The sequence below is a fragment of the Wenyingzhuangia gilva genome, from assembly GCF_030519655.1.
Lineage (GTDB): Bacteria > Bacteroidota > Bacteroidia > Flavobacteriales > Flavobacteriaceae > Wenyingzhuangia > Wenyingzhuangia gilva.
The window spans coordinates 168992-194729 of record NZ_JAUMIT010000004.1; the positions used below are offsets into that span (position 1 = coordinate 168992).

The 25738-nt window shown below is 31.6% G+C and carries 18 protein-coding genes; 12 read left to right on the forward strand and 6 right to left on the reverse strand.

Translation table 11 applies throughout. From position 1 onward, the window contains the following. Window positions 1-9: 9 nt before the first annotated feature. The 5 genes from QVZ41_RS09565 to QVZ41_RS09585 all read left to right on the forward strand — a co-directional run bounded on the left by QVZ41_RS09565 (window position 10) and on the right by QVZ41_RS09585 (window position 13492). Complete coding sequence (locus QVZ41_RS09565; RefSeq protein WP_302884348.1) at window positions 10-1887, forward strand: pectinesterase family protein; 1878 nt, start codon at window positions 10-12, stop codon at window positions 1885-1887. Window positions 1888-2000: 113 nt separating this feature from the next. Continuing rightward, the gene (locus tag QVZ41_RS09570) at window positions 2001-6359 is read left to right on the forward strand and encodes a hybrid sensor histidine kinase/response regulator transcription factor (protein ID WP_302884349.1); all 4359 of its coding nucleotides are present in this window, start codon (window positions 2001-2003) and stop codon (window positions 6357-6359) included. 527 nt (window positions 6360-6886) lie between these two features. Then, window positions 6887-10120, forward strand: coding sequence for a SusC/RagA family TonB-linked outer membrane protein (locus QVZ41_RS09575; protein WP_302884350.1), 3234 nt, complete (start codon window positions 6887-6889; stop codon window positions 10118-10120). Between the two features lie 18 nt (window positions 10121-10138). Continuing rightward, window positions 10139-11926: a RagB/SusD family nutrient uptake outer membrane protein gene (locus tag QVZ41_RS09580; RefSeq protein WP_302884351.1), complete on the forward strand. Its 1788-nt coding sequence runs from the start codon at window positions 10139-10141 to the stop codon at window positions 11924-11926. A 27-nt stretch (window positions 11927-11953) separates the two neighbouring features. Next, window positions 11954-13492, forward strand: a complete 1539-nt coding sequence (locus QVZ41_RS09585) for a DUF5123 domain-containing protein (protein ID WP_302884352.1) — start codon at window positions 11954-11956, stop codon at window positions 13490-13492. A 307-nt stretch (window positions 13493-13799) separates the two neighbouring features. Here QVZ41_RS09585 and QVZ41_RS09590 read toward each other — a convergent pair whose 3' ends face one another. The 4 genes from QVZ41_RS09590 to prmC all read right to left on the reverse strand — a co-directional run bounded on the left by QVZ41_RS09590 (window position 13800) and on the right by prmC (window position 18423). Further along, window positions 13800-16010, reverse strand: a complete 2211-nt coding sequence (locus QVZ41_RS09590) for an NADP-dependent isocitrate dehydrogenase (protein ID WP_302884353.1) — start codon at window positions 16008-16010, stop codon at window positions 13800-13802. A gap of 203 nt (window positions 16011-16213) precedes the next feature. Next, a complete protein-coding gene (rplS, locus tag QVZ41_RS09595) occupies window positions 16214-16567 on the reverse strand; it encodes a 50S ribosomal protein L19 (RefSeq protein WP_302884354.1) in 354 nt (117 codons plus the stop codon). Between the two features lie 117 nt (window positions 16568-16684). Further along, entirely contained in the window at window positions 16685-17362 is a 678-nt protein-coding gene (gene trmD, locus QVZ41_RS09600; RefSeq protein ID WP_302884355.1) for a tRNA (guanosine(37)-N1)-methyltransferase TrmD, read from the reverse strand. A 215-nt stretch (window positions 17363-17577) separates the two neighbouring features. Further along, the gene (gene prmC, locus QVZ41_RS09605; protein ID WP_302884356.1) at window positions 17578-18423 is read right to left on the reverse strand and encodes a peptide chain release factor N(5)-glutamine methyltransferase; all 846 of its coding nucleotides are present in this window, start codon (window positions 18421-18423) and stop codon (window positions 17578-17580) included. 46 nt (window positions 18424-18469) lie between these two features. On the opposite strand from prmC, the gene QVZ41_RS09610 reads away from it, so the two are divergent. Genes QVZ41_RS09610 through QVZ41_RS09625 form a run of 4 tightly spaced genes read left to right on the forward strand, consistent with a single transcriptional unit; the run spans window position 18470 to window position 21472 of the window. Continuing rightward, on the forward strand, window positions 18470-18937 hold the full coding sequence (locus QVZ41_RS09610; RefSeq protein ID WP_302884357.1) for a hypothetical protein: 468 nt from the start codon (window positions 18470-18472) through the stop codon (window positions 18935-18937). After that, entirely contained in the window at window positions 18937-19989 is a 1053-nt protein-coding gene (ribD, locus tag QVZ41_RS09615) for a bifunctional diaminohydroxyphosphoribosylaminopyrimidine deaminase/5-amino-6-(5-phosphoribosylamino)uracil reductase RibD (RefSeq protein WP_302884358.1), read from the forward strand. The genes QVZ41_RS09610 and ribD overlap by 1 nt, the downstream gene beginning before the upstream one ends. Continuing rightward, window positions 19986-20852: an EamA/RhaT family transporter gene (locus QVZ41_RS09620; RefSeq protein ID WP_302884359.1), complete on the forward strand. Its 867-nt coding sequence runs from the start codon at window positions 19986-19988 to the stop codon at window positions 20850-20852. The genes ribD and QVZ41_RS09620 overlap by 4 nt, the downstream gene beginning before the upstream one ends. Beyond that, window positions 20849-21472, forward strand: coding sequence for an IMPACT family protein (locus QVZ41_RS09625; protein WP_302884360.1), 624 nt, complete (start codon window positions 20849-20851; stop codon window positions 21470-21472). The genes QVZ41_RS09620 and QVZ41_RS09625 overlap by 4 nt, the downstream gene beginning before the upstream one ends. Here the strand turns inward: QVZ41_RS09625 and QVZ41_RS09630 are convergent. Then, complete coding sequence (locus QVZ41_RS09630; protein ID WP_420896128.1) at window positions 21469-21876, reverse strand: acyl-CoA thioesterase; 408 nt, start codon at window positions 21874-21876, stop codon at window positions 21469-21471. The genes QVZ41_RS09625 and QVZ41_RS09630 overlap by 4 nt on opposite strands. Window positions 21877-22082: 206 nt before the next feature. Between QVZ41_RS09630 and dnaA the strand changes: the two genes are divergently transcribed. The 3 genes from dnaA to QVZ41_RS09645 are packed head-to-tail and all read left to right on the forward strand — an operon-like array spanning window position 22083 to window position 24684. Further along, window positions 22083-23513, forward strand: a complete 1431-nt coding sequence (dnaA, locus tag QVZ41_RS09635; protein ID WP_302884488.1) for a chromosomal replication initiator protein DnaA — start codon at window positions 22083-22085, stop codon at window positions 23511-23513. Window positions 23514-23516: 3 nt separating this feature from the next. Continuing rightward, the gene (locus QVZ41_RS09640) at window positions 23517-23978 is read left to right on the forward strand and encodes a low molecular weight protein-tyrosine-phosphatase (RefSeq protein ID WP_302884362.1); all 462 of its coding nucleotides are present in this window, start codon (window positions 23517-23519) and stop codon (window positions 23976-23978) included. A gap of 1 nt (window position 23979) precedes the next feature. Then, a complete protein-coding gene (locus QVZ41_RS09645; protein WP_302884363.1) occupies window positions 23980-24684 on the forward strand; it encodes an SAM-dependent methyltransferase in 705 nt (234 codons plus the stop codon). 131 nt (window positions 24685-24815) lie between these two features. Here the strand turns inward: QVZ41_RS09645 and QVZ41_RS09650 are convergent, their stop codons facing one another. Further along, a complete protein-coding gene (locus QVZ41_RS09650; RefSeq protein ID WP_302884364.1) occupies window positions 24816-25700 on the reverse strand; it encodes a carbon-nitrogen hydrolase in 885 nt (294 codons plus the stop codon). Window positions 25701-25738 lie beyond the last annotated feature (38 nt).

Below are 25738 nucleotides of genomic sequence, written 5' to 3' on the forward strand. Positions count from 1 at the left end.
AAAACTAGAATGAAAAATAGCTGTAAAATTTTAAGAATACTGTGTTTTATAATAATTAGTGGTAATACTTTTGCTCAAAAAGAAAAAGTAGATATAAGGCCTTATACTATAGAAACCACTTATAATAAGTTAAAAAAATATTATGATTTTATTTCACCAATAGCACTTACAAATTCAGAAGATGTATTGGTTGATGATCATATTGTGTATAAAAAAACAACGACATCTAATCTAGAGTTAGATGTATTTTATCCAAAGCAGCATAAGGAAAAAAAGCTACCAGGAGTTCTTTTAGTTCATGGTGGAGGTTGGGTTTCTGGAGAAAGAGAAAACCTATCTCCATTGGCAGAAAAGTTAGCAGAACATGGTTATGTTGCTGTGGTAGCATCTTATAGGTTAGGACCGGAAGCAATTTATCCGGCAGCGATGTTAGATTTAAAAGATGCTTTAAGATGGATGAAAGAACATTCAGAAAAATATCATTTAGATGTAAATAGAATAGCTAGTTTAGGAGGTTCAGCAGGAGCTCATTTAGCCATGCAGTTAGGCGTAACGCCAAATTCAAAAATTTATAAAGAAGAAAATGAAAAGACTTCGACCTCGATACAGGCTATTGTAAATATTGATGGAGTAGCGTCTTTTGTACATCCTGAAACGGGAAAAGGAGCTTTACTAGATTTTTGGTTAGGGGGAACTTTTAAAGATAGTTTAGAGGTTTGGAAAGAAGCTTCCCCTTTAGAACATGTCACCAAAAACACACCACCCACCATTTTTATCAATAGTGCTCAACCTCGTTTTCATGCAGGGAGAGATACTTATGTAGAATTACTAGATAGATATAGAATCTATAATGAGGTCCATACATTGCCCAATACGCCACATTCTTTTTGGTTAATGAATCCTTGGTTTGAGACTACTTTAAGGTATACGGTTGATTTTTTAGATAAAATGTTAAAAGATCCTTACAAAGAACCTTATAAAACCATTACAGTAGCGCAAGATGGAACAGGAGAGTTTAATTCTATTCAAGAGGCTGTAAATTCAGTAAGAGCCTTTGGTCCTTCAGAAGTATTAATCAATATAAAAGATGGCGTTTATCGTGAAAAAATTGTAATACCTTCTTTTATGCATAAAGTTACTTTAAAAGGACAAAGTAAAGAAAATACCGTCATTACTTTTGATGATTATGCAGGTAAAGTGAGTCAAATTACTCAAAAAAAATATGGAACGTTTGATTCTTATACTTTGTTGGTTTTAGGAGCAGATGTTCATTTAGAAAATTTAACAGTAAAAAATGAATCTTGTCATCAAGGGCAAGCAGTTGCGTTACATGTAGAAGGAGACAGGTTTGTGGCTAAAAATTGTAGAATTGTAGGTTGTCAAGATACATTATATACTGCTACAGAAGGGGGAAGGCAATATTATGAAGATTGTTTTATAGAAGGAACTACCGATTTTATTTTTGGACAAGCAACTGTTGTTTTTGAGAAATGTATTATTAATAGTGTGTCAGATTCTTATATAACTGCTGCTGCAACACCAAGAAATCAAGAATTTGGATATGTTTTTTTTAATTGTAAACTAACTTCAAACAAAAATGTTCATAAGGTTTACTTGGGAAGACCCTGGCGTTCTTATGCTAAAACGGTTTTTATAAATACAGAAATGGGAGATCATATCCTGCCTGTTGGATGGCATGCTTGGCCTGGAGATAAAATGTTTCCTAATAAAGAAAAAACTACTTTTTACGCTGAGTATAAAAGTGTTGGTAAAGGAGCATCTCCTGATACTCGTGTCAATTGGTCACATCAATTATCTAATTATGAATTGGATAAGTATACTTTTAAAAATATTTTTAAAGGATGGGTTCCTGTCTTAAAGGAATAGAAATCAAAGAATAACAATCAATTTGAGGTGTATTATTTATTAAATTATGATTTTAGGTGTATAAAACACACTAATTTGTTAATTTGCTAACTACTATTACTTAAACTTTTTAAATGATTCAATTCATCAAAATAAAACATTTTGTTCTTATTCTAATGCTGCTTTTTGTGACGAAAACAAAAGCACAAGTTAAATGTATTGTAGAAAGTTATTCAACTGAAAATGGTCTTTCTCATGATGGTATTATGGACATACTAAAAGGAAAAGATGGTTATATGTGGTTTGGAACTTGGGATGGAATTAATAGGTTTGATGGAACTAATTTCACTGTTTATAAAGCAAGAGCAGGGTATAAAAGTAAGTTAGATAATAATAGAATTAATAAAATAAAAGAAGATGATTTAGGCTATTTATGGGTAAAAGCCGATGATGATCAGATTTATCGATTTGATAAAAAAAAGGAGATCTTTATGGCTCTTTCTGATTATACTGGAACTCAAAAAATCAACTTTTTAAAAATTATTCCTCGTAGCGGAAATGTTTGGTTAACTACAGAAAGTCATGGGGTTTTTCTTGTAACATATAAAGATTCAACCAATATTGAGTTAACAAATTTTAATACAGCTAATAAAACACTTCATTCAAATAACGTTCGTTTTGTTTTTGAACAATCAGACGAAAATATATGGATTGGAACTTCAAAAGGATTGTCTCTTTTAAAAAAGGATTTTCAAGGAAATTTTACAAGTATCAATTACTTTAATTTATACGATTTTACAAGTATTAAAGAAGGAGGTAACAAAGTTTGGTTTACTACTAAAAATGGAATTGTTATTTATTTTGATAAAGTTTTACAAAAATTTTATCAAAATAAAATTTCTGAAAATAGCTTAAGAGATTTATATATATCTAAAAAAGTAAACACCACTTATGTGGTGAGTTCCATGGGGGAAATCTTTAAAATTAATGCCTCTACTTTAGAAATAGAAAATGTAAACAGGCTTAAAGAAGAATCTTTTTATAGTATTTATGAAGATCAAAATGGATTGTTGTGGATAGAGCCCAAAAATAAGGGCGTAATAAAATATGATCCTCAAACAAACGTGTTTAAAAGTTTTGTCCAGAAAAACGATGCAACGTTTCAAGTTTATGAAAAAAGCTACGACGTTTTTGAGGATACATTTGATAGACTTTGGGTAAGAATGAAAGGTGGGGGTTTTGGTTATTATGACAAAACTAATGATGAAATTCATCACTTTTATAATAAAAACGGAGAGACTAATTATCTGAATTCTAATATAATAACAACTAAGTTTTTAGACCCCTCTGGAATTTTATGGTTGGTTACCAATGATAGAGGAATTAATAAAGTTATTTTTCAAAAAGATGATTTTAAACATCATTTGCTTTTTGAAAAAACAGATAACAAAACAGATAATGAAATAAGAGGAATTTTATATGATTCTAATGATAGACTTTGGTTAGCTTCAAAATCTAGCAAGTTATTTGTAACTAAAAATGGGGAGTTGGTTAAAGACTTGTTTGTCAATTGGCCTAAGGAAGGAATTATGCTTATTTATGAACTTTTTGAAGATAGTAAAGGGAATATTTGGATAGGAACAAAGGGGAATGGACTGTATAAAGCTGAACCAATTAACATCAACAGATCTAAATATAAAATTACACGTTTTGTTCATGATGAAAACGATATTAATAGTATCAGTGGTGATAGAATATATAGTGTTTTTGAAGATAGAAGCGGAAATATTTGGATAGGAAACTACGGATCTGGAATTAACCTTGTTATGGAACGACATGGAGAAACTATTTTTAAAAATCCAAACAATAGTTTTAAAAACTATCCTATCAATACTTCAGGAAAAGTGAGGTTTATAAATCAAGATAAAAAAGGTAAGATTTGGATTGCGACCACCAATGGTTTGTTACGAATGAATCCTGATACTGATGATTTTGACGAGGTAAAATTTGATTCTTATCATAAAATTTCAGGAGATGTTTCTAGCATACCTAGTAATGATGTTTTATATATTTATAACGATTCTGATAGTAATATGTGGGTTTCTTCTTCAGGAGGAGGCTTAAGTAAAGTAATGGATGAAGGAGATTCGCTAACGTTTAAAAATTTTACAACCAAAGAAGGCTTATCAAGTGATTTTATTTTAAGTATGATTGAAGACAATCATAAGAATTTATGGTTAGCTACAGAAAATGGAATGTCTAAATTTAATTTGCAAGATTATACTTTTAGAAATTACGATTCTTATGATGGATTATCTAAAACAGGGTTTTCGGAAAGTTCTTGTATAAAATTACCTAACAATCACTTGTTGTTTGGATGTGTAAAAGGTTATTTGGAGTTTAATCCAGAAGAAATTACTGATTCCAAAATAAATGCTAAGATGAGTTTTACCAAGTTAGAGATCAATAACAAAGAGGTTGATTTGTATTCTGACAATACTCCATTAAAAACTAATATAAATTACAATAAAACCTTAACTTTAAATTATACTCAAAACACCATAGGAATTAACTATCAGGTATTAGATTATAGATCAAACAACAAGCAAATTTACGTGTATAGACTAAAGGGGTTTGATAAAACTTGGCACAATGTTCAAAATCAGAAAAAAGCTACTTATACTAATTTGTCTCCAGGAGATTATGTTTTTGAAGTAAAGTGTTTAAATCAAGAATTGTATTACAATACACCTTATAAAACCTTAGCCATTACTATTACTCCTCCATTTTGGAAAACTACTTGGGCTTATATTGTGTATGTTTTATTAATTATTCTTTTATCAGAAATGATAAGAAGAATTGCGTTTTCAGTCATTCGCTTAAGAAATAAAGTAGCGATAGAGCATCAATTAACAGAGTTAAAACTAAATTTTTTCACCAATATATCACATGAATTAAGAACGCCATTAACCCTTATTGTAAATCCAATTGAAGAAATTGCTATCAACGAAAATTTATCTGCTAGGGGTAATGAATACATGGAAGTTGTTAGAAAGAATACAAGCAGAATGGTTCGTTTTGTCAATCAGTTACTTGATTTCAGAAAAGTCCAAAGTGGAAAAGCAACTTTAAATGTTAAAAAAATTGAATTGATTTCTTTTGTAAATGAAATAGCTTCTTTGTTTTCCGAGGCCGCGTATGAAAAGAATATAGAATTAAAAATTGTATCAAATACAGATAAGTTTTTTGTTAGAGTTGACGATAAAAAAATAGATGTTGTTATTTATAATTTATTATCAAATGCTTTTAAATTTTCACCAAAAGACAAAACAATTACTGTAGAAATTATTAAAAATAATGATGATTCTTTTGTGGTCAAGGTAATAGATCAAGGAGTAGGTGTTGAGGAAGATAAGTTAAAAGAGATTTTTAAGTTGTACTATGAAGGAGAAGGAAACAAAGTAGAATATATAGAAGGAACAGGAATTGGTTTGGCTCTATGTAAAGAATATATAAAATTACATAATGGAGATATTTATGCAACTAACAATGAAGGTGAGGGGCTTACTGTTACTTTTAAAATGAATTCTATAAAAGAAGAAGAAAAAGAGTCTAACACCACTTTAACAACTTCGTATCCTATTAAATTAGAAAAAAATGATAACGATCGCATAGAAACAAAGGTAACTCAAGAAGAGCCTCAACAAGTAGAAGAAGAACCTCAAGAAAATTTACCATCGGTTCTTATTGTAGAGGATAATAATGAATTAAGAAGATTTTTGTCTAATCAGCTAAGGAAGTCCTATAAAGTCATTAGAGCAAGTAATGGACAAGAGGGAGTTGAAAAAGCCATGGCCAACATTCCAGATTTAATTTTAAGCGATATTATGATGCCTGTAATGGATGGTTTAGAACTTTTAGATAAACTTAAAAACAATGAAACTACAAGTCACATTCCTATTGTATTACTAACGGCAAAATCTACAGTTGATAATAAGATTCAAGCATTAAATTATGGTGCAGATTTTTATATTACAAAACCTTTTGATACAGAGTTTTTAAAAGCCTCTATTGGTAATTTAATCCAGAAAAGGAAAAAGATGTTCGATTCTTTAGTATCAGATTCTAAAACGATTGAATTATCTCCTAGTGAAATTGTGGTTACAACCAAAGACGAGGCGTTTTTAAAAGAAGTTATAGCTGTTGTAGAAGAGCAAATGGTGAATCCAGATTTTAAAATAGAGTCTTTTGCAAAATCTATCAATATGAGAAGAGCTACTTTTAATAGAAAATTTAAAAGTCTTACCAATATGACTCCTGTTGAGTTTGTGAGGGATATGAGGTTAAAAAGAGCCAAACAAATGTTAGATGCTGGAGAGAAGAATATCTCTGAAGTGGCTTTTGATGTAGGCTTTAACAGTGCAGGGTATTTTAGTACCTGTTTTAAAGATAAATACAACGTATCACCATCAGAATATATCAAACATATTTAAAAACAAATAGTGTTTGCACTATTCACTTATATCGCTATTGTTCTTTTTTAAGAATGGTAGCGATTTTTTTATGATATAAAGAATTACTTTATAAGATTGGTAAACAATAATGGAACTTTTAAGATTTTCTAAACTCAGATAGTTAAAAATTTTGACACAAAAAGGATTATAATATTTTTTTAAGAAATAATCATTTAAGTGTGTCTGTAATTGGTTATTATTTAATTAACAGTGTTTTAATTTAGTTTTTTGATTAAAATATTTTGTTTTTTTAGTTAAATGTTCAAAATTTAAAAGTATTTGATTAAAATTTAATAGTATCTAGAAAATCATTTTGATATTTTCGTAATCGATTACATTGATTATTGCATAGTTTTTAAGAATTAATAATTTTTTTTAACTTATCAATACTAATAGAATCATTAAAAACAAATATTAATTTATTTAAACAATCATTTATGCTAAACTATTATTTTTCAAACTATTTGTTTTTCTTACTGAAAGTGAGAAAAAAGAAAAGATTTACATTGAATAAAACAGGTTTGTGTTTTATAACCTTGGTGTTATTATTTTCTTTAAATGAAATGAGTGCGCAAAGCAAAACTGTTACAGGTACGGTTACAACAAAAGATTCAGAATTGCCTTTACCTGGAGCTACGGTAATGGAAAAAGGAACATCCAATGGTACTTTAACTGATTTTGATGGGAATTATTCGCTGAATATTACGTCAGCAAATCCAACCCTAGTGTTTTCATATGTAGGTTATATTACTCAAGAGGTACCAGTTGGAAACCGTAAGGTAGTAAATTTCGTTATGGAAGGTGATGAGTATAAATTAGATGAAGTTGTAGTAATTGGTTATGGTACAGCAAAAAAATCTGATTTAACAGGTTCAGTAGTTACTTTAGGTGGTGATGAATTAAGAGAAAGACCAGTTGCTAATGTTGCCGAGGCATTACAAGGTCGTATGGCAGGAGTACAGGTAACATCCACCGATGGTTCGCCAGATTCAGAAATCAACATTAGAGTTCGTGGAGGTGGTTCTCTAACTCAAGATGCTTCTCCACTGGTTATTGTTGACGGTTTTCCTGTAAACAGTATCAGTGATGTTGCTCCATCTAACATAGAAAATATTTCAGTGTTAAAAGATGCGTCTTCAACCGCTATATATGGGTCTAGAGGGGCTAATGGAGTAGTTATTATAACTACAAAGTCAGGTAAGAATGGTAAAATAACAACTAATTTAAATACTTTTTACGGTGTAAAGACCATAGCAAATACTATTGGGGTTTTAGGTCCTGAAGACTACGTAAATTGGCAATATGAATACGCATTGCTTACAGATCCTAAAAACCCTGGGGAGTCTGGTTATTTACAGTCTTACACAGATTATTTTGGACTTTGGCAAGATCGTGATCAATATAATGGTCAAAAAGGAAACAATTGGCAAAAGCAAATGTACGGTCAAATGGGAGAGGTGCATAGCCGTGATTTATCTGTTCGTGGAGGTACTGATAAGTTTAATTATAATTTTAACTATGCTCACTATAATGAAAAATCAATCATGGTTGGTTCTAAGTTTAAAAGAGATAACTTATCATTGGCTTTAAAAAGCAAAGTAAATGATAAAGTTGACTTGGCTTTTACCATTCGTTATTCAGATACTGGAATCGAGAATGGTACAGGTGCAGAGCAGTCAGAGGGTAGTACTCCTAGAGATTCACGCTATAAACAAACAGTTTTATATTCTCCTATTCCTATTTCAGGTCTTACTACAAGTAATACAGATGATGCTTTGTCTAATGATTTAATAAATCCTCTAGTAGTATTAGCTGATAATCAAAGAGAAAAGCAAAGAAAAAACTATAACTTATTAGGGAAACTTGATTGGGAGATTGTAGATAATTTAAAATTTCAAACAAGTTTAGGATTAGATAATTATAATGATTTAGATTTTCGTTATTATGGACGTTCTACTTATTATGTAAGTAATAATGCAGCAGCAGAAAATCAAGGAATGCCAGCGTTGGTTTTTTCTGATCAAAAAAGAGATCGTTTTAGAAACGCGAATACTTTAAATTATGACTTTAAGAATGTTCTAGGAGATAATCATAGTTTAAAATTATTGGTAGGGGAGGAAATGATTATTTCAAAAAATAACGAAGTTACAAACACTATTCAAGGGTATCCTAAGTTTTTTGATTTTGAAACTACTAAAAGTTTAACTACTCAAGGGGTTCCCGTTGCAATAGACAATAATTATAGTCCAGATGATAAACTGTTGTCATTCTTTGGTCGTGTTAATTATAGCTTTTTAGACCGTTATTTGTTAACAGCTACATACCGTGCTGATGGATCTAGTAAGTTTTTAGGAAACAATAAATGGGGTTACTTTCCTTCAGCAGCTATCGCTTGGAAAATTTCTGAAGAAGAATTTTTAAAAGATTCAGACTTTTTAAATGCATTAAAGTTAAGAGTGAGTTATGGTGAAGTAGGTAATAATAATATCCCTTCAGGTCAACAAGTTCAAACCTTTCAGTCTAAAAACACAACCTATTTAAATGGTGTTTCGAGTTATTGGGCAGCTTCTACAATTTTAGCTAATCCAGATTTAAAATGGGAAACTACCGTAACACAAAACGTAGGGTTAGATTTTGGTTTCTTTAATAATAGATTAACAGGATCTTTAGAAGCATATAAAAACATAACTCAAGATTTATTAATTAATTTCCCTACACCAGGTACTGGTTATAATTCTCAGTATAGAAATATGGGAGAAGTTCAAAACTCAGGTCTTGAAGCATCTTTTAATGCAGTTGTATTAAGTGATAAAGATTATGGATTAAGTTTTGGGTTAAACGTTGCGATGAACAAAAACAAAATCAATTCTTTAGGAGTAATGGATGATTTTGGTCAGGCTACAAGCTGGGCCTCTACACAAATCGGGAATGATTATGTTGTGAATGTAGGTCAGTCTATTGGAGCTATGTATGGATATCAAAATGATGGACGTTACGAGGTTTCGGATTTTGATTATGATGCTTCAACAAGTACTTATACTTTAAAACCGGGAATTACAGATGCATCAGCAGTGGTTGGTCAAGTTATGCCAGGTACCATGAAATTAAAAGATGTTAGTGGTCCTGGTGGAGTGCCAGATGGTATTGTAGATATAAATGATAATATGATTATTGGAGATGCTAATCCAGATTTTACAGGAGGTTTTACGATGAATGCCAATGCTTATGGTTTTGATTTATCAGCTATATTTAACTTTAGTATTGGAAATGATATTTATAATGCTAGTAAAATTGAATACGCAACTGCTACAGAAAATGGACAGTATAGAAATTTAAGCGATATCATGGCAAGTGGTAACAGATGGACTAATTTGGATGCTGCAACAGGTCAACTGGTTACAGATCCAACTCAATTAACAGCTATGAATGAAAACACGACTATGTGGTCTCCTTATATGCAAAGAAATGTATTTAGTGATTGGGCAGTAGAAGATGGTTCTTTTTTAAGATTGAATACCATTACATTAGGATATACCATACCTGAGGCGAAGCTTTCTAAAACAGGGATTTCAAAATTACGTTTTTACGCAACCACAAATAATGTTTTTGTTCTTACAAATTATTCTGGTCCAGATCCTGAAGTTTCTACAAGAAGAAATACGCCACTTACGCCAGGAACAGATTATTCTCCGTTCCCAAGAAGTAGATCGTTAATTTTTGGTTTAAACCTTAATTTTTAATCACAAATACTTTAGAAAATGAAAAATATATATAAAATAATAATTTCAGGATTATTGATGACAAGCCTATTTACGGCTTGTGAGGATTCTGAATTTTTAGAAGCTCCAACAAAATCTACGTTAGATGAATCCATTATTTTCTCTACACCAGGATTGGCAAGTGGAGCTATAGATGGAATTTTGGAACCTATGGGGCAAACAAATTCCTATAGAGGAAGATTTATTCCTTTTTATGGATTTAATTCAGATGTAGAATATCATTTTAGTTCTAGTCAAGCAGGGAGTTCTCAAGGGGAATTGATGATATATGATGCAAAGCCTAACAATACACAGATGAATTCTACAAACAATGCTTGGGCAATGATGTATTCAGGAATTGAACGTGCTAATATTTGTATTCGTGGTTTACGAGCTTATGGTAATCCAACACCAGGTACTGAACTAGGACAATTGCTAGGAGAAGCATTAACATTACGAGCTATTTATTATGCAGATTTAATGAAAACTTGGGGAGACGTTCCCGCTCGTTTTGAGCCTATTAACTCAGAGACTATTTATATAGCAAAATCTAGTAGAGATATTATATACAAACAGATTATAGAAGATTTAGGTGAGGCTGCTACTTTAGTGCCATGGCCAGGTGAATCTACAAGAACTAGTTCTGTAGAGAGAATTAATAAGGCTTTTGTAAAAGGGTTTAGAGCACGTTTAGCCATGGTAGCTAGTGGTTTTCAACAATATCCAGATGCTGTTAGAAGAAGTAATGATCCAGATTTATCTGTCGCTAATATGTATGCTTTGGCTTTAAGTGAAGCAACAGATGTGATTCAAAGTGGTAAAGCTTCACTAAACCCATCATTTGAACAATTTTGGAAAAATTATAATAAAGAAATAATAACAGCAGGAGAAGAATCTCTTTGGGAGATTCCTTTTGCAGATGGTCGTGGTAGAGTTTTATTCTCATTTGCGGTAAGGCATCGTAGTCCAGATCAGTATACAGGTCAAGGTAGAGGAGGTTCTGCAGGTCCTATACCTACGGTATTTTATGATTATGATGAAGAGGATAGACGTAGAGATGTAACTTGTGTGCCTTACCAATGGGGAACAGCCATTAATGATGTATCTGTACAAGAATTAACTGCTTCGGATACTTGGTATTTCGGTAAATACCGTTATGAGTGGATGGATAGATATGTAACTTCTACCAATGATGACGGAGTTAATAAAATTTATATGCGTTATGCAGAAGTATTGTTAATTGCAGCAGAGGCAGCAAATGAATTAAATGGACCTCAAGCAGCTGCACCTTATTTAAAAGAAGTTCGTAGAAGAGCTTTCCCTACAAGCTCACATGCTACAAAAGTAGATGCATATGTTGATAATTTATCAACTAAAGAATTAATGTTTGATGCCATTGTAGAAGAACATAAATATGAGTTTACAGGAGAGATGGAACGTAAACAAAATCTTATCCGTTGGAATTTATTGAAATCTAAACTAGATGAAGCAAAAACTAAGATGACAGATTTTATGAATCGTACAGGAGATTATGTTGATGTGCCAACTACATTATATTATAAGTACGAAGCCGATGGAGAAACACTAGATATTTATGGATTAAACAGGGGAGAGACCACTAACCCTGGAGTAGATTATTCTGCAAAATCATGGGATGCCTTAGATGATACTACTATTAATTCTATATACAAAGTAGGAGTAAATCCTGATGAAAGACAATTCTGGCCAATTTGGCAAGTGTTCATTGATGGTAGTAATAATCAATTGTTAAACGATTATGGTTATTAGAATTTTAAAAAATTAAAAACGATATTTATGAAAACAAAATATATATATAAAGGGTTCATAGCACTCTTGATCTTTATGGTAGCTAGCTGTAGTTACGATGAAGAAGTAGTAGAAAGTTTGTCTATCTCTAGGGAGTTTGCTCCAGTAAGTCTTAGTACGATTGTAAGAAATCAAACATATGTTGAAATGAGCTGGACTGTAAATGAAAACATAGATAATTATACAGTTGAGTTTAGTGCTGATGATCCAGATTTTACAACAATTTACAAAACTGTGGAAGTTACGGCTGAAGAGTTACCAATTACTGTAAGGCTAGAAGGAGAAACAGTTTACTCTGTAAGAGTTAAAGCTAAAAGTGCTAGAGAGTTAGATGATTCTTCATGGGCTTTAGGAGAGTTTACAACATTGTCTGAGCAAATTATGCTGCCATATGAACTTGGTGATGCTAATGATGATAATGTAACATTAAGATGGGAGGCAGGATTGAATGTAACTCATTTTATATTACAGCCAGGAGATGTTAGACATGACATTACTGCTCAGGAAAAAATAGATGGAGTTGCTAATATAACAGGATTAACATCTGAAACAGATTATCAAGCTACTTTGTATAATAATGCAAAACAAAGAGGTTATACTGAAATTACAACAGGAGTTGCGGTAGGTAATAATACTTTAGTTTCAACAACAGACGATTTAATTCAAATAATTAATAACGCCCAAGATGGAGAGATTATCTTAATAAATCAAGGAGATTTTACTGCACAAACAGGTACAGTTACTTTAGACAAGTCCATTACTATTAGAGGATTAAAAACAGACTTTAAACCTCAGTTAAGTATCAATTTTGAAATTGAAGCAGGAGCAACAGATGTAAATTTAATAGACTTAGATTTAAATGGTTTAACGACCATACAAGATGTTGTTAGGTATACAGGAGTAGGAAACTATAATTCGCTTTTAATTAAAGGATGTATGGTTCATGATTTTGATCGTTCATTTATAGCTGGTAATACTACAGATGCAATTGTACAGTCGGTAACAGTAGAGGACTGTGTTGTTACGAATATTGTAACCAATGGAGGGGATTTTATTGACTTCCGAAATTCTGATGTATTTAATGTAACGGTAAGAACAAGTACCTTTAATAATTGTGCTCCAGGTCGTGATTTCTTTAGAATTGATGATGCAGGTACTTCAACTCAAAATGGTTTGGTTTGTAATGTTTTATTAGAAAACAGTACGCTATATGGATGTTGTGATTCATCAAGTAAGAGAGTGTTGTATGTTAGATTCCAAACAAATGATATAATTGTACAAAATACTTTAATTACTGATACTAGTTCTGAAGGATATTCTGATCAAAGTAGAACAGATGATACAGTTACTTTTAGTAATAACAATTACTTTAATGCTGATGGATTCTTTGACCCTAGTCAAACAGTATTTGATGGTTCTGGTACACAATTAGATCCTGAATATGCGGATCCTTTAAATGGAGATTTTACTATTGGAAATCAAACAATAAAAGACAATTTAATAGGAGATCCTAGATGGATAAAATAAAAGAGTAACATTTTCTTAATTATATAGAAAAGAAGTGGGTTGAATATTGAAAAATACTCAACCCACTATCTTTTTTGTTTTAGATTAAAGTTAGTTTACTATTGATATAATCTTAGATGGATTGTGTTCAATTGTAAAATAATAATAAGTAAACTTCAGATTATATTTTAAAATTTAAATAAAATAGGATGAAATTATGATGCATTTAAATCTTCATAACATCATTAAAATAAAAACAACACACATAAAAAAAAGGATAAGATTATTATAATCTTATCCTTTTTCTATTTATAAGAGATTGAATTAACTAAGCAATTCCGTCTATAATTGTATTTAAAGTTTTACTAACTCTCATAACATCAAAAGTTAACTCTTGATCTAATTTGTAGTAACCACCAATATTTACAGCTTTACCTTGAGCAGAAATCATTTCTTCAACAATTTTAGCTTCGTTTTGAGTCATTGCTTCAGCAACAGGAGAAAAGATTGCTTTTAACTCAGCATCTTTATCTTGAGCAGCCAATTCTTGAGCCCAGTACAATGCTAAATAAAAGTGAGATCCTCTGTTGTCAATTCCTCCAACTCTACGTGTAGGAGATTTGTCATTGTCTAAAAATTGACCAGTAGCTGCATCTAAAGTATCTGCTAATATTTGTGCTTGTGCATTGTTATATCTACCGCTTAAGTGTTCTAAAGAAACGGCTAAAGCTAAGAATTCACCTAAAGAATCCCAACGTAAATAGTTTTCTTCAATTAATTGTTGAACGTGTTTTGGAGCAGAACCTCCGGCACCAGTTTCAAACAATCCACCACCATTCATTAAAGGAACAATAGATAACATTTTAGCAGAAGTTCCTAATTCTAAAATTGGGAATAAATCTGTTAAGTAATCACGTAATACGTTTCCGGTTACAGAAATAGTATCTAAACCTGCTTTTACTCTTTCTAAAGTGTATTTAGTAGCGTCAATAGGAGATTTGATTAAAATTTCTAATCCAGTAGTATCATGATCTTTTAAGTATTTGTTTACTTTTTTAATAATTTCAGCATCATGAGCTCTGTTTTCGTCTAACCAGAATACAGCAGGAACTCCTGTTGCAGTAGCTCTGTTTACAGCTAACTTAACCCAGTCTTGAATAGGAGCATCTTTTACTTGACACATTCTGAAAATATCTCCAGCTTGTACTTCTTGAGATAATAATACATTTCCGTTTTTATCTAAAACCTCCACAGTTCCAGCTTCATCTAATTGGAAAGTTTTATCGTGAGAACCGTATTCTTCAGCTTTTTGAGCCATCAATCCTACGTTAGGAGTAGTTCCCATAGTTGTTGGATCAAAAGCACCGTTTTCTTTACAGAAATCGATAGTTGCTTGGAAAACTCCAGCATAACATCTGTCTGGAATTAAAGCTTTGGTATCTTGTTGTTTTCCGTCTTTGTTCCACATTTGACCAGAAGTTCTAATCATAGCTGGCATAGATGCATCTACAATTACATCAGAAGGTACGTGTAAGTTTGTAATTCCTTTATCAGAGTTTACCATAGCTACATCAGGAGAGGTCGTGTAAACAGCTTCAATAGCAGCTTTTACTTCAGCTTCTTTAGCATGTCCAGCAATTTTAGCATACACATCTCCTAAACCATTGGTTGCGGTAACCCCTAATTCGGCAAACAAATCAGCGTATTTTTCAAAAACATCTTTGTAGAAAACTTCTACAATTGCACCAAAGATAATAGGGTCAGAAACCTTCATCATGGTTGCTTTCATGTGTAATGATAACAATACACCGTTTGCTTTTGCATCTGCAATCTCTTTAGCAGCATATTCTTTTAAAGCACTAATACTCATTACAGAAGTATCAATGATTTCACCAGCTTTTAAAGGAGCAAATCCTTTTAAGTCAGTTCCGTTAAAAGTAATTTTAAACTCAGTAGCGTTTTCTATGGTAGTAGATTTTTCAGAACCATAAAAATCATTAGCTTCCATAGAAGCTACATGTGTTTTAGAGTCTTTTTCCCATTTCCCCATTGAGTGTGGATTTTTCTTAGCGTAGTTTTTAACAGCTTTTGGAGCTCTACGGTCAGAGTTTCCTTCACGTAACACAGGGTTTACAGCAGAACCTAATACTTTAGCGTATTGAGCTTTGATGGTTTTTTCCTGGTCGTTAGTTGGGTTTGCAGGATAATTAGGAATGTTATATCCTTTTTCTTGTAATTCTTTAATAGCCGCTTGTAACTGAGGGATAGAAGCAGAAATATTAGGTAATTTAATAATGTTTGCTTCAGGAGTTTTGGCTAATTCTCCCAATTCAGCCAAAGCATCAGAAATTTTTTGATCATCTGTTAAAAACTCAGGGAAGTTTGCTAAAATTCGTCCTGCTAAAGAAATATCTCTAGTTTCAACCTCAATACCAGCCTTGCTAGTAAAAGCTTTGATGATTGGTAATAATGAATACGTAGCCAAAGCAGGAGCTTCGTCCGTAAGTGTATAAATGATTTTTGAATTTTCTGTTGCCATTTTAATTCTTTAAATTTTGTTTAATGAGTTTTAAAAATTATAAACATTAAGCTTATAAAGTTTTGCAAATGTACTAATAATATTATCTTTTTTTACAGGGTGTTAAAAACATAACACCTTTTATAAAAGCTGTGCTATTTTTTATACAAAAAAAGCTCAATACATGTAGTATTGAGCTTTTAGATGTTAAGAATAAAAAGAGATTATTTACGTCTAATTTCTTTAATTCTTGCTTTTTTACCAGTAAGTTCTTTAAAGTAGTAAATTCTAGCTCTACGAACTTTACCTTGTTTGTTCAATTCGATTTTTTGAATAGCTGGTAAGTTAATTGGGAAGATACGCTCTACACCAACAGTACCAGACATTTTACGAATTGTAAATGTTTCTGTTGCTCCAGTTCCTCTTCTTTGGATTACAACTCCTTTAAAGAACTGAGTTCTTGTTTTAGCCCCTTCTTTAATTTCGTAGTACACAGTAATAGTGTCTCCTGCTTTAAAGTTTGGTAATTCTTTTTTTGCTACAAATTCATTTTGTACAAATTCTACTAAAGATGCCATCTTTTATTATTTATAATGGTTGAAATCTGAAACAACATTCACGAGTTTCGTCAGAGGTTAATTCAGGACTGCAAAAATAATAACAAAATATTAGATAATCATAAAAAAATAAATATTTTATTCTTCTAATAAATCAGGTCTTACTCTTTCTGTAAGTTCATAAGCTTTGTCAGCTCTCCATTCTTCTATTTTTGGAAAGTTTCCACTGGTTAATACTTCGGGAACTTTATGTCCTTTGTAATCTGCAGGTCTTGTGTACACAGGTGGTGATAACAAATCATCTTGAAAAGAATCAGTCAAAGCAGAAGTTTCATCCCCTAAAACCCCTGGAATTAATCTAAGGATAGTATCACATAAAACAGCTGCTCCTAATTCACCACCACTTAAAACATAATCTCCTATGGATATTTCTTTAGTAATAAACAAATCTCTTACACGTTGATCAACTCCTTTGTAATGTCCGCATAAAATAATCATGTTTTCTTTCATAGAAAGATTGTTGGCCGTACGTTGGTTTAGTGTTGGGGCATCGGGAGTCATGTAAATAATTTCATCATAATCTCTTTCTGCTTTTAGTTTGCTAATACAAGCATCAATAGGTTCAATCATTAGAACCATTCCTGCACCACCACCAAATTGCATGTCATCAATTTTTCCATAATCATTAATGGCATAATCTCTTAAATTATGAAAGTGAACTTCGGCCAACCCTTTTTCTTGCGCTCTTTTCATAATAGAGTGTTCAAAAGGACTTTTGATTAATTCTGGAGATACCGTAATGATGTCTATACGCATGATGATATTTTTTTGCAAAAGTAAACTAAAAGAGTTGTAAAGTTAAAAGGTAGAAAGTAAAAAAGTTTATGGGAAGTTAAGTAATTCAGAATTTAAGAAGGTTTTATGATGTTTTAGTTTTCTTGTTTTTTTGAGCGGTTAAACAAATCAACTTTTTAAAATGTAATTGTAGAATTTCTAAATTTCATTAACCATTAACCATTAACCATTAACCATTATAAAGTAGCTTTAACCATTCTATCGTTTCCAAACATGTCTTTTTTTAGTTCGATGTTTTTAAATCCGATTTGTTTTAACAAGTCAACTGTTTCTTTGCCTAAATATTGATTGATTTCGTAGTACAAAGCTCCTTTTGGTTTTAAAGAGTTGATGGCCAATTCTGCAATTTGTTTATAAAAAATCAAAGGATCATTATCTTCTACAAATAAAGCTAAGTGAGGTTCAAAATCCAATACGTTTTTTTGCATTTCTAATTTTTCAAGATTTCTAACGTAAGGTGGGTTGCTCACAATTACATCATATTGTTGAGAAAATTGAGTGGTTGTTAAAATATCTTGATGAATAAAATGGATGTTGGTCTGATTGATTTTTGCATTTTCTTTGGCGGTTTCAATCGCTTGAATAGATACATCAATCGTGTTTACATTTGCATCATTTAAACCTTTATACAAGGCAATAGGAATACAACCAGAACCTGTTCCAATATCTAAAACCTCTAATTTTTGAGTGTTAGAATAATCATCTAGTATCCATCTAATCAATTCTTCGGTTTCTGGTCTTGGAATTAAAACATACCCGTTAACTTTTAGTTTTAAATCCATAAATTCTGTAAAACCAATTAAATGTTGAATGGGTTGATGTTGCACTAATCCATTGATAATTGAATCAATTTCAAGGCTTTCATTCTCAGAAATTAGTTTATTGGGTTCTAAGGCAAAATCAATTTTAGAAAGGTTCAGTACATCTTGTAAAATGAGTTTAAAAAAAGAATCGATTTCTGAAGTAGGGTAATGACTTTCTAAAGCTGCGTATAATTTTTGTTTAAATGAGAGTAAAGTCATTAATTGGCTTATTTATTGATATTTTTGCGAATACAAATATACAAATATGAAGTTCGTAAAGTTATTATTCGTTTTTATTAGTGTTGCCTTAGTGGTTTCTTGTTCCAATTTAAAAGCTCCAGAATATGTTGGAGTTGGAAAAGTAAATGTTTCAAAAATTATCAATGACTCTATTACCATTAAAGCAGGCTTAAAATTTAACAATCCTAACAGAATGGGAGGGAAAATTGCTTTGAGCGATTTGCATGCTGTGGTAAATGATATTGATTTAGGGAATTTGAAAAATCAAGAAGTAAAAGTGCCATCAAGAAAAGATTTTGAAGTTCCGCTAGAAATTAAATTGTCCTATGGACAAATTTTTGATTCCAAAAAAGGCTTGTTAAACTCTATTTTGAGTAGTATTTTAACCAACGAAGTAGCAGTTAAGTTTACCGGAAAGGCTACTTTTAAAAAGTTTCTGTCGAAAAAAGAATATCCAATTGAATTCAACGATAAAATTAAAATATTAAAATAATGCTTTCTATTCACGAAACATTTATGCAACGTGCTGTTTCATTAGCAAAAAAAGGAACTCGTTTGGCTTATCCAAATCCATGTGTGGGAGCAGTGATTGTTTGTGATGGAAAAATTATTGGAGAAGGTTATACTAGCGCTTATGGTGGTCCTCATGCGGAGGTAAATGCTATTAATAGTGTACAAGATGAAAGTTTATTAGGTAAATCTACTTTGTATGTTACTCTAGAGCCTTGTGCGCATTACGGTAAAACTCCCCCTTGTGCTAATTTAATTGAAGCCAAAAATATTCCAAAAATTTATATTGGTTGCATAGATACTTTTGCAGCAGTATCGGGCAAGGGAATTGAAATTTTATTAAAAGCGGGTAGAGAAGTGCATGTTGGAGTTTTAGAGGATGAGTGTATAGATTTGCACAAACGTTTTTTTACCTATCACAATAAAAAAAGACCTTACATTGTTTTAAAATGGGCAGAAACTCAAGATGGTTTTATAGATAAAGAAAGGGAGGTGAGTAGTGTTGATGAAGCCAAGCCTACATGGATTTCTAATGAATTGTCTAAACAAAAAGTACATCAAATTAGAGCTACAGAACATGCTATTATGGTAGGAACCAATACGGCTTTAAAAGACAATCCTACTTTAACCACAAGGTTGTTTGGAGGGGTTTCTCCTATAAGAATATTGATTGATAAAAATTTAAGAGTTCCCAATGAATATCACTTATACAATGGAGAAATAAAAACTATTGTATTTACAGAGCAAGAAACCAATAGTAATTTAGTACAATTTAAAAAGATTGATTTTTCTAAAAACATTCTATCTCAAATAATGGAAGTGTTGTATCAAGAAAAAATACAATCTGTTTTGGTAGAGGGCGGAAAACAATTGTTAAATAGTTTTATAGAACAAAATTTATGGGATGAAGCTTTTGTTTTTGTGGGGAATGATAAATTTGAGAAAGGTGTAGAAGCTCCTGTTTTAGAAGTAAGTCCAAGCAAAACTTTTGTTTTAGGAACAAATAGCGTAAGACATTATATCAAAGAAATATGATTTATTTATTGTTGAGCATTCTGTTTACCACAACTGTTTTTTTAACTCTAAAAGAATTTCAACGTTATCAGCTTGATAATTTTCAAGCCATTGTGGTGAGTTATTTTATGGCTTTAGTAATAGGATGCTTACATAGTATATCATCTTTTTCGGTTTCTTTTGTGCTTTCTCAATCATGGGTTTGGGGGGCTTTAGCTATTTCAACTTTATTTATCATTACTTTTAATTTAATGGCTATTACGGCTCAAAAAGGAGGATTGTCTGTAATGACAGTCGCTAATAAAATGAGTGTGGTAATTCCTATTTCTATTGGAGTCATTCTGTATCAAGAGGAAGTGGATTTTTTAAAAATATCAGGAATTGTTTTGGCTTTGTTAGGGGTTTGGTTTACTTCAAAAAAGAAAAGCGTTTATCAATTTGATAAACGCTTGTGGTATTTACCCTTTTTTATTTTTATAGGTAGCGGATTAGCAGATGCTATTATTAATCATATGCAAGCATACTATGTGCCTCATGATGCTTTGGATTTATTTTCCACTTCTTTGTTCTTTTTTTGTGGTTGCATAGGTGTTATGGTTTTACTGATAAAAATAATATCAGGAAATTTAAAATTGTCTTTTAAGAATTTAGCAGGAGGATTGCTTTTAGGAATACCCAATTATTTTTCTATTTATTATTTGTTAAAAGCATTGTCTCATCCAGATTATGAAACTTCTTTAATTTTTTCGGCAAACAATTTATTAGTTGTTTTGATCTCTGTACTTTTGGGCTTATTTCTTTATCAAGAGAAATTAAGTAAACAGAATTATATCGGATTAGGAATGTCCGTTTTAGCCATTTTAGTACTTTATTTTGCCATATGAGTAAATCACAAATTGAAACATATAAAACCATAGACAAGCCTGTAGAAGCAACGCTTTACAAAGAAAAAGGGAGTAAGTTTATAGGTTTTTTGTTTCCTGTGGCCAATGAAGAAGAAGTAAAAGAAAAATTAGAAGAAATTAAAAAACAATATCATGATGCCAGACATTGGTGCTATGCGTATCGTTTGGGTTATGATGGTTTGACTTATAGAGTAAATGATGATGGAGAGCCAAGTAATACAGCAGGTCAGCCTATTTACGGACAATTATTGTCTTATGAAGTAACCAATGTTTTGTTGATTGTTGTCCGTTACTTTGGAGGTGTAAAATTGGGAGTAGGAGGATTGATTAAAGCATATAGAACTTCTGCTGAAGAAACGCTATTAGAGGCTAACATAAAGGAGAAAATAATCAAAGAAGCATTTATCATTAAAAGTTCTTATGAACATGTTGATAAAATCATGAGATTGATTAAAACACATGATTTAGAAATTCAACATCAAGAAATGTATTTAGATTGCCAATTTAAACTACTTTCTCCTGTAGCTATTTTTAATTCCGTAATTAAATCTTTTGAAGATTTAAGATGTGTTGAGATTTTAATAGAAAAAGAAGATTAATCTTTATGTTTTAAAATAATAGCTAAAATATTTTCAGGACATTTCATGGGCCTGTTTTTTTTCATATCAACAAACACTAAAGTTGACTCTCCAGTTGTTAACAATTCATCTTTCTGATTGTAGATTTCGTAAGTAAAAATAATCTTGGCAGTAGGAATCTGTTTTATCTCAGTTTTTATGGTAAGAACATCGTCATATTTTGCAGGTTTTTTAAACTCAGTAAGTAGACTTACTACGGGGAGCATGATTCCTTGTTCTTCCATCTCTTTGTAGGATATTCCTGCCTCCCTAAGCCATTCAATACGAGCGATTTCAAAGTATTTGGCATAATTGCTGTGGTGTACATATTGCATCTGATCTGTCTCAGAATATCGTACTCTTAATTCAGTTGTTTTTGGTTTCATTGGCTGTTTTAAAATATGTTTTATGTTAGGTAAAAAAAACATGAAATACAATACCCATTCCGTTTTTTTTTAATGAATTTTATTCACACTTTTGTAGTCCCCTAGAAGTACCAATTTATTATTGATGTAGGTCAATTTTAAATGAACTTTTTTGCGAAACTAAACTAAACTGAAAACTAACCAAAATTAAAGTGCATAAGATTACAATGATTAAAACCGCTGAGACTGTTTGGGCTGCTTGCTTAGAATTTATTAAGGATAATATTACTCCAGTTGGATTTAAAACTTGGTTTGAACCTATTGTACCTGTTAAATTAGAAGGTGGAGCATTAACCATTCAGGTTCCTAGTAAGTTTTTCTTCGAGTTCTTAGAAGAAAATTATGTAAAAATTTTAAGAAGTGCCTTGGTTAGAGAATTAGGTAAGGAAGCTCGTTTGTTGTATGATGTAAGATTAGAAAATTCATATAGCAGTAAAGTGCCCCAAACGGTTAAGATTCCAAGTTCTAACCGTGCCCCAATGCAACCGCAAAATGTAAATTTCCCAAGTAAAAATATTAGCAGAGAGGTTAAAAACCCTTTTGTAATTCCAGGATTACAAAAAGTAAAAGTAGAGTCTAACCTAAATCCTAACTACTGTTTTGAAAATTTTATGGAAGGAGAGTCTAATCGTTTAGGAAGATCTGCCGGTATGGCAGTGGCGAATAAACCAGGTGGAACTTCTTTTAATCCATTAATGATTTATGGTGGAGTTGGGTTAGGAAAAACACATTTAGCACACGCAATAGGAGTACAAGTAAAAGATAAATATCCTGACAAAACAGTTTTATATGTTTCTACGGAAAAATTTATACAACAATATGGTGATGCCGTTTTAAAGAACAACAACAGAAATGATTTTTTACATTTTTATCAAATGATAGATGTATTAATCGTAGATGATATTCAATTCTTATCAGGTAAAACCAAAACTCAGGATGCATTTTTCCAAATTTTTAATGAATTGCATCAAAATGGAAAGCAGGTTATTTTAACTTCTGACAAAGCTCCTGTAGATATGCAAGACATTGAACAGCGTTTGTTGTCTCGTTTTAAATGGGGATTGTCGGCAGAATTGCAGGCACCAGATTATGAAACTCGTATCAATATTTTAAAGAATAGATTGTACAGAGATGGTGTTGAGGTTCCTGAAGAAGTAATTGAGTTTATTGCGAAACACATTAAAACAAATGTTAGAGAATTAGAGGGGGTTGTAACTTCTTTAATTGCTCAATCTGCATTTAACAAAAAAGAGTTTAGCCTTACTTTGGCTAAGACCATTGTAGATAAGTTTGTAAAAAACACCAAAAAAGAAGTATCGGTAGATTATATTCAGAAAGTAGTTTCTAAATATTTTGAAATTGATTTGGCTACTTTACAATCTAAAACAAGAAAACGTCACATAGTACAAGCAAGACAACTAGCGATGTATTTTTCTAAAAAGCTAACCAAGTCATCATTGGCAAGTATTGGTTCTCAAATAGGAAAAAGAGATCATGCTACGGTATTACATGCTTGTAAAACTGTAGATAATTTAACAGCTACTGATAAACAGTTTAAGAAATATGTTGATGATATTTCTAAAAAACTATCATTTTAGTCTATGAAACCAACCAAGGTTTTAATGGTTTGCTTAGGTAATATATGTAGGTCTCCTTTGGCCGAAGGTATCTTAAAATCTAAGCTTAAAAATAAAAATGTTGTTGTAGATTCTGCCGGAACAGGAGCTTATCATATAGGTAAATTACCTGATGTGAGATCTATTGAGGTTGCCAAAAAGCACGGGATTGATATTACAGACCAAAGAGCCAGAAAAATCACAAAATCAGATTTAGATACGTTTGATTTTATTTTTGTGATGGATGAGTCTAATTACAGAAATGTTTTGATGATGGCTAGTAATGAAACTCAATCTGCAAAAATTTCGATGATTATGAAAACCATATATCCACGTGAGGATATATCTGTCCCTGATCCATATTATGGAGGAGACAATGGTTTTGAACAAGTGTATCAAATGTTAGATGAAGCTTGTGATGTAATCGTCAACAAAATAAACGCATAAAATGAAAGGAAATTTATATTTAATACCCACAACTTTAGGAGATAATGAACCTTTAGAGGTGATGCCTATTTCTGTAAAGTCTGTAGTAGAAAGTTTAACTCATTTTATTGTAGAGAATGAAAAATCTGCAAGACGTTTTATAAAAAAAATAACCCCATCAAAATCACAACCTACTTTACAATTAAAACTGATAGATAAATATGTTGATCCTGTAGAGGTAAATACGTATTTAGATGTTTGTATGCAGGGAGAATCTATTGGTTTGTTGTCCGAAGCAGGGGTTCCTGCAGTGGCTGATCCAGGTTCTGATGTGGTTGCTTTGGCTCATAAGAAAGGAATTCGTGTAGTTCCTTTGGTAGGTCCATCCTCTATTTTAATGGCTATTATGGCTTCTGGAATGAATGGACAGAGTTTTGCTTTTAATGGTTATTTACCTATTGAAAAAGGAGATAGAAAAAGAGAAATCAAACGTTTAGAGCGTTTGTCTAAAGATCATAAACAATCTCAGATTTTTATTGAAACACCTTATAGAAATCACAAAATGTTAGAGGATTTACAAGCAACTTTGTCTCCATCTACAAGACTTTGTGTTGCTGCGGATATTACTATGCCTTCTGAATATATCAGAACTTTTACCGTAGCTGAATGGAAAAATCAAAAGCCAGAAATTCATAAAATTCCTGCTATTTTTATTATTCATGCTTAATTTAGTATTCAGTAGAAAGTAGTCAGTTTATTGTTTATAGAATAAATATCTTGATTAGATAATTATTCTATAAACATATTATTTAATGATATCATTCTGAGCTTGTTGAAAAGATTAACTTCTAAGAGAAATTAATCAATATATCTTTTGGTAATATCACCGTAGGCATCAATTCTTCTATCTCTAAAAAATGGCCAGATACGTCTTACTTCTTCGGTTCTTTTTTTATCAATTTCTATCACTTTTGTCAACTCTTCTTTTTGATTGGCTTCCCAAACAATTTCCCCTTGTGGTCCGGCTACAAAGCTAGTTCCCCAAAACTCAATTCCGTTTGTTACGTTGGTCCAATCTTTTTCAAAACCAACTCTGTTTACGGCAATGACAGGTAAGCCATTGGCAACTGCATGACCTCTTTGAGAAATCATCCAAGCACCACGTTGACGAGCTTTTTCTTCTTCTGAATCCGTACTTTCATAACCAATAGCCGTTGGGTAAATTAACATTTCTGCTCCAGCCATAGCCATTAATCTAGCCGCTTCAGGATACCATTGATCCCAACAAATTAAAACCCCTAATTTACCTACAGAGGTTTCAATAGGGTTGAATCCTAAATCTCCTGGAGTGAAATAAAATTTTTCATAATAAGCAGGGTCATCAGGAATGTGCATTTTTCTATATTTCCCAGCTTCTGTTCCATCTTTTTCAAAAACCACAGCGGTATTGTGATAAATACCTGGTGCTCTTTTTTCGAATAAAGAAGTGACCAAAACAATGTTTAGTTCTTTGGCAATAGCAGCAAATTGATGATATGATGGTCCAGGAATAGGTTCTGCCCACTCAAACATTTCTACTTCTTCGGCCTGACAAAAATAAATACCTGTGTGTAATTCTTGTAAAATAACCAATTCGGCACCATCCTTTACACATTGTTTGATGCCTGCAATAGATTTATTAATATTATCTTGTTTGTCCGTTGTACATGTTTGTTGTACAATTCCAACTTTTAATTTACTCATGATAGGAATGTTATACTTTTATAAAAATAGTAAGAAAC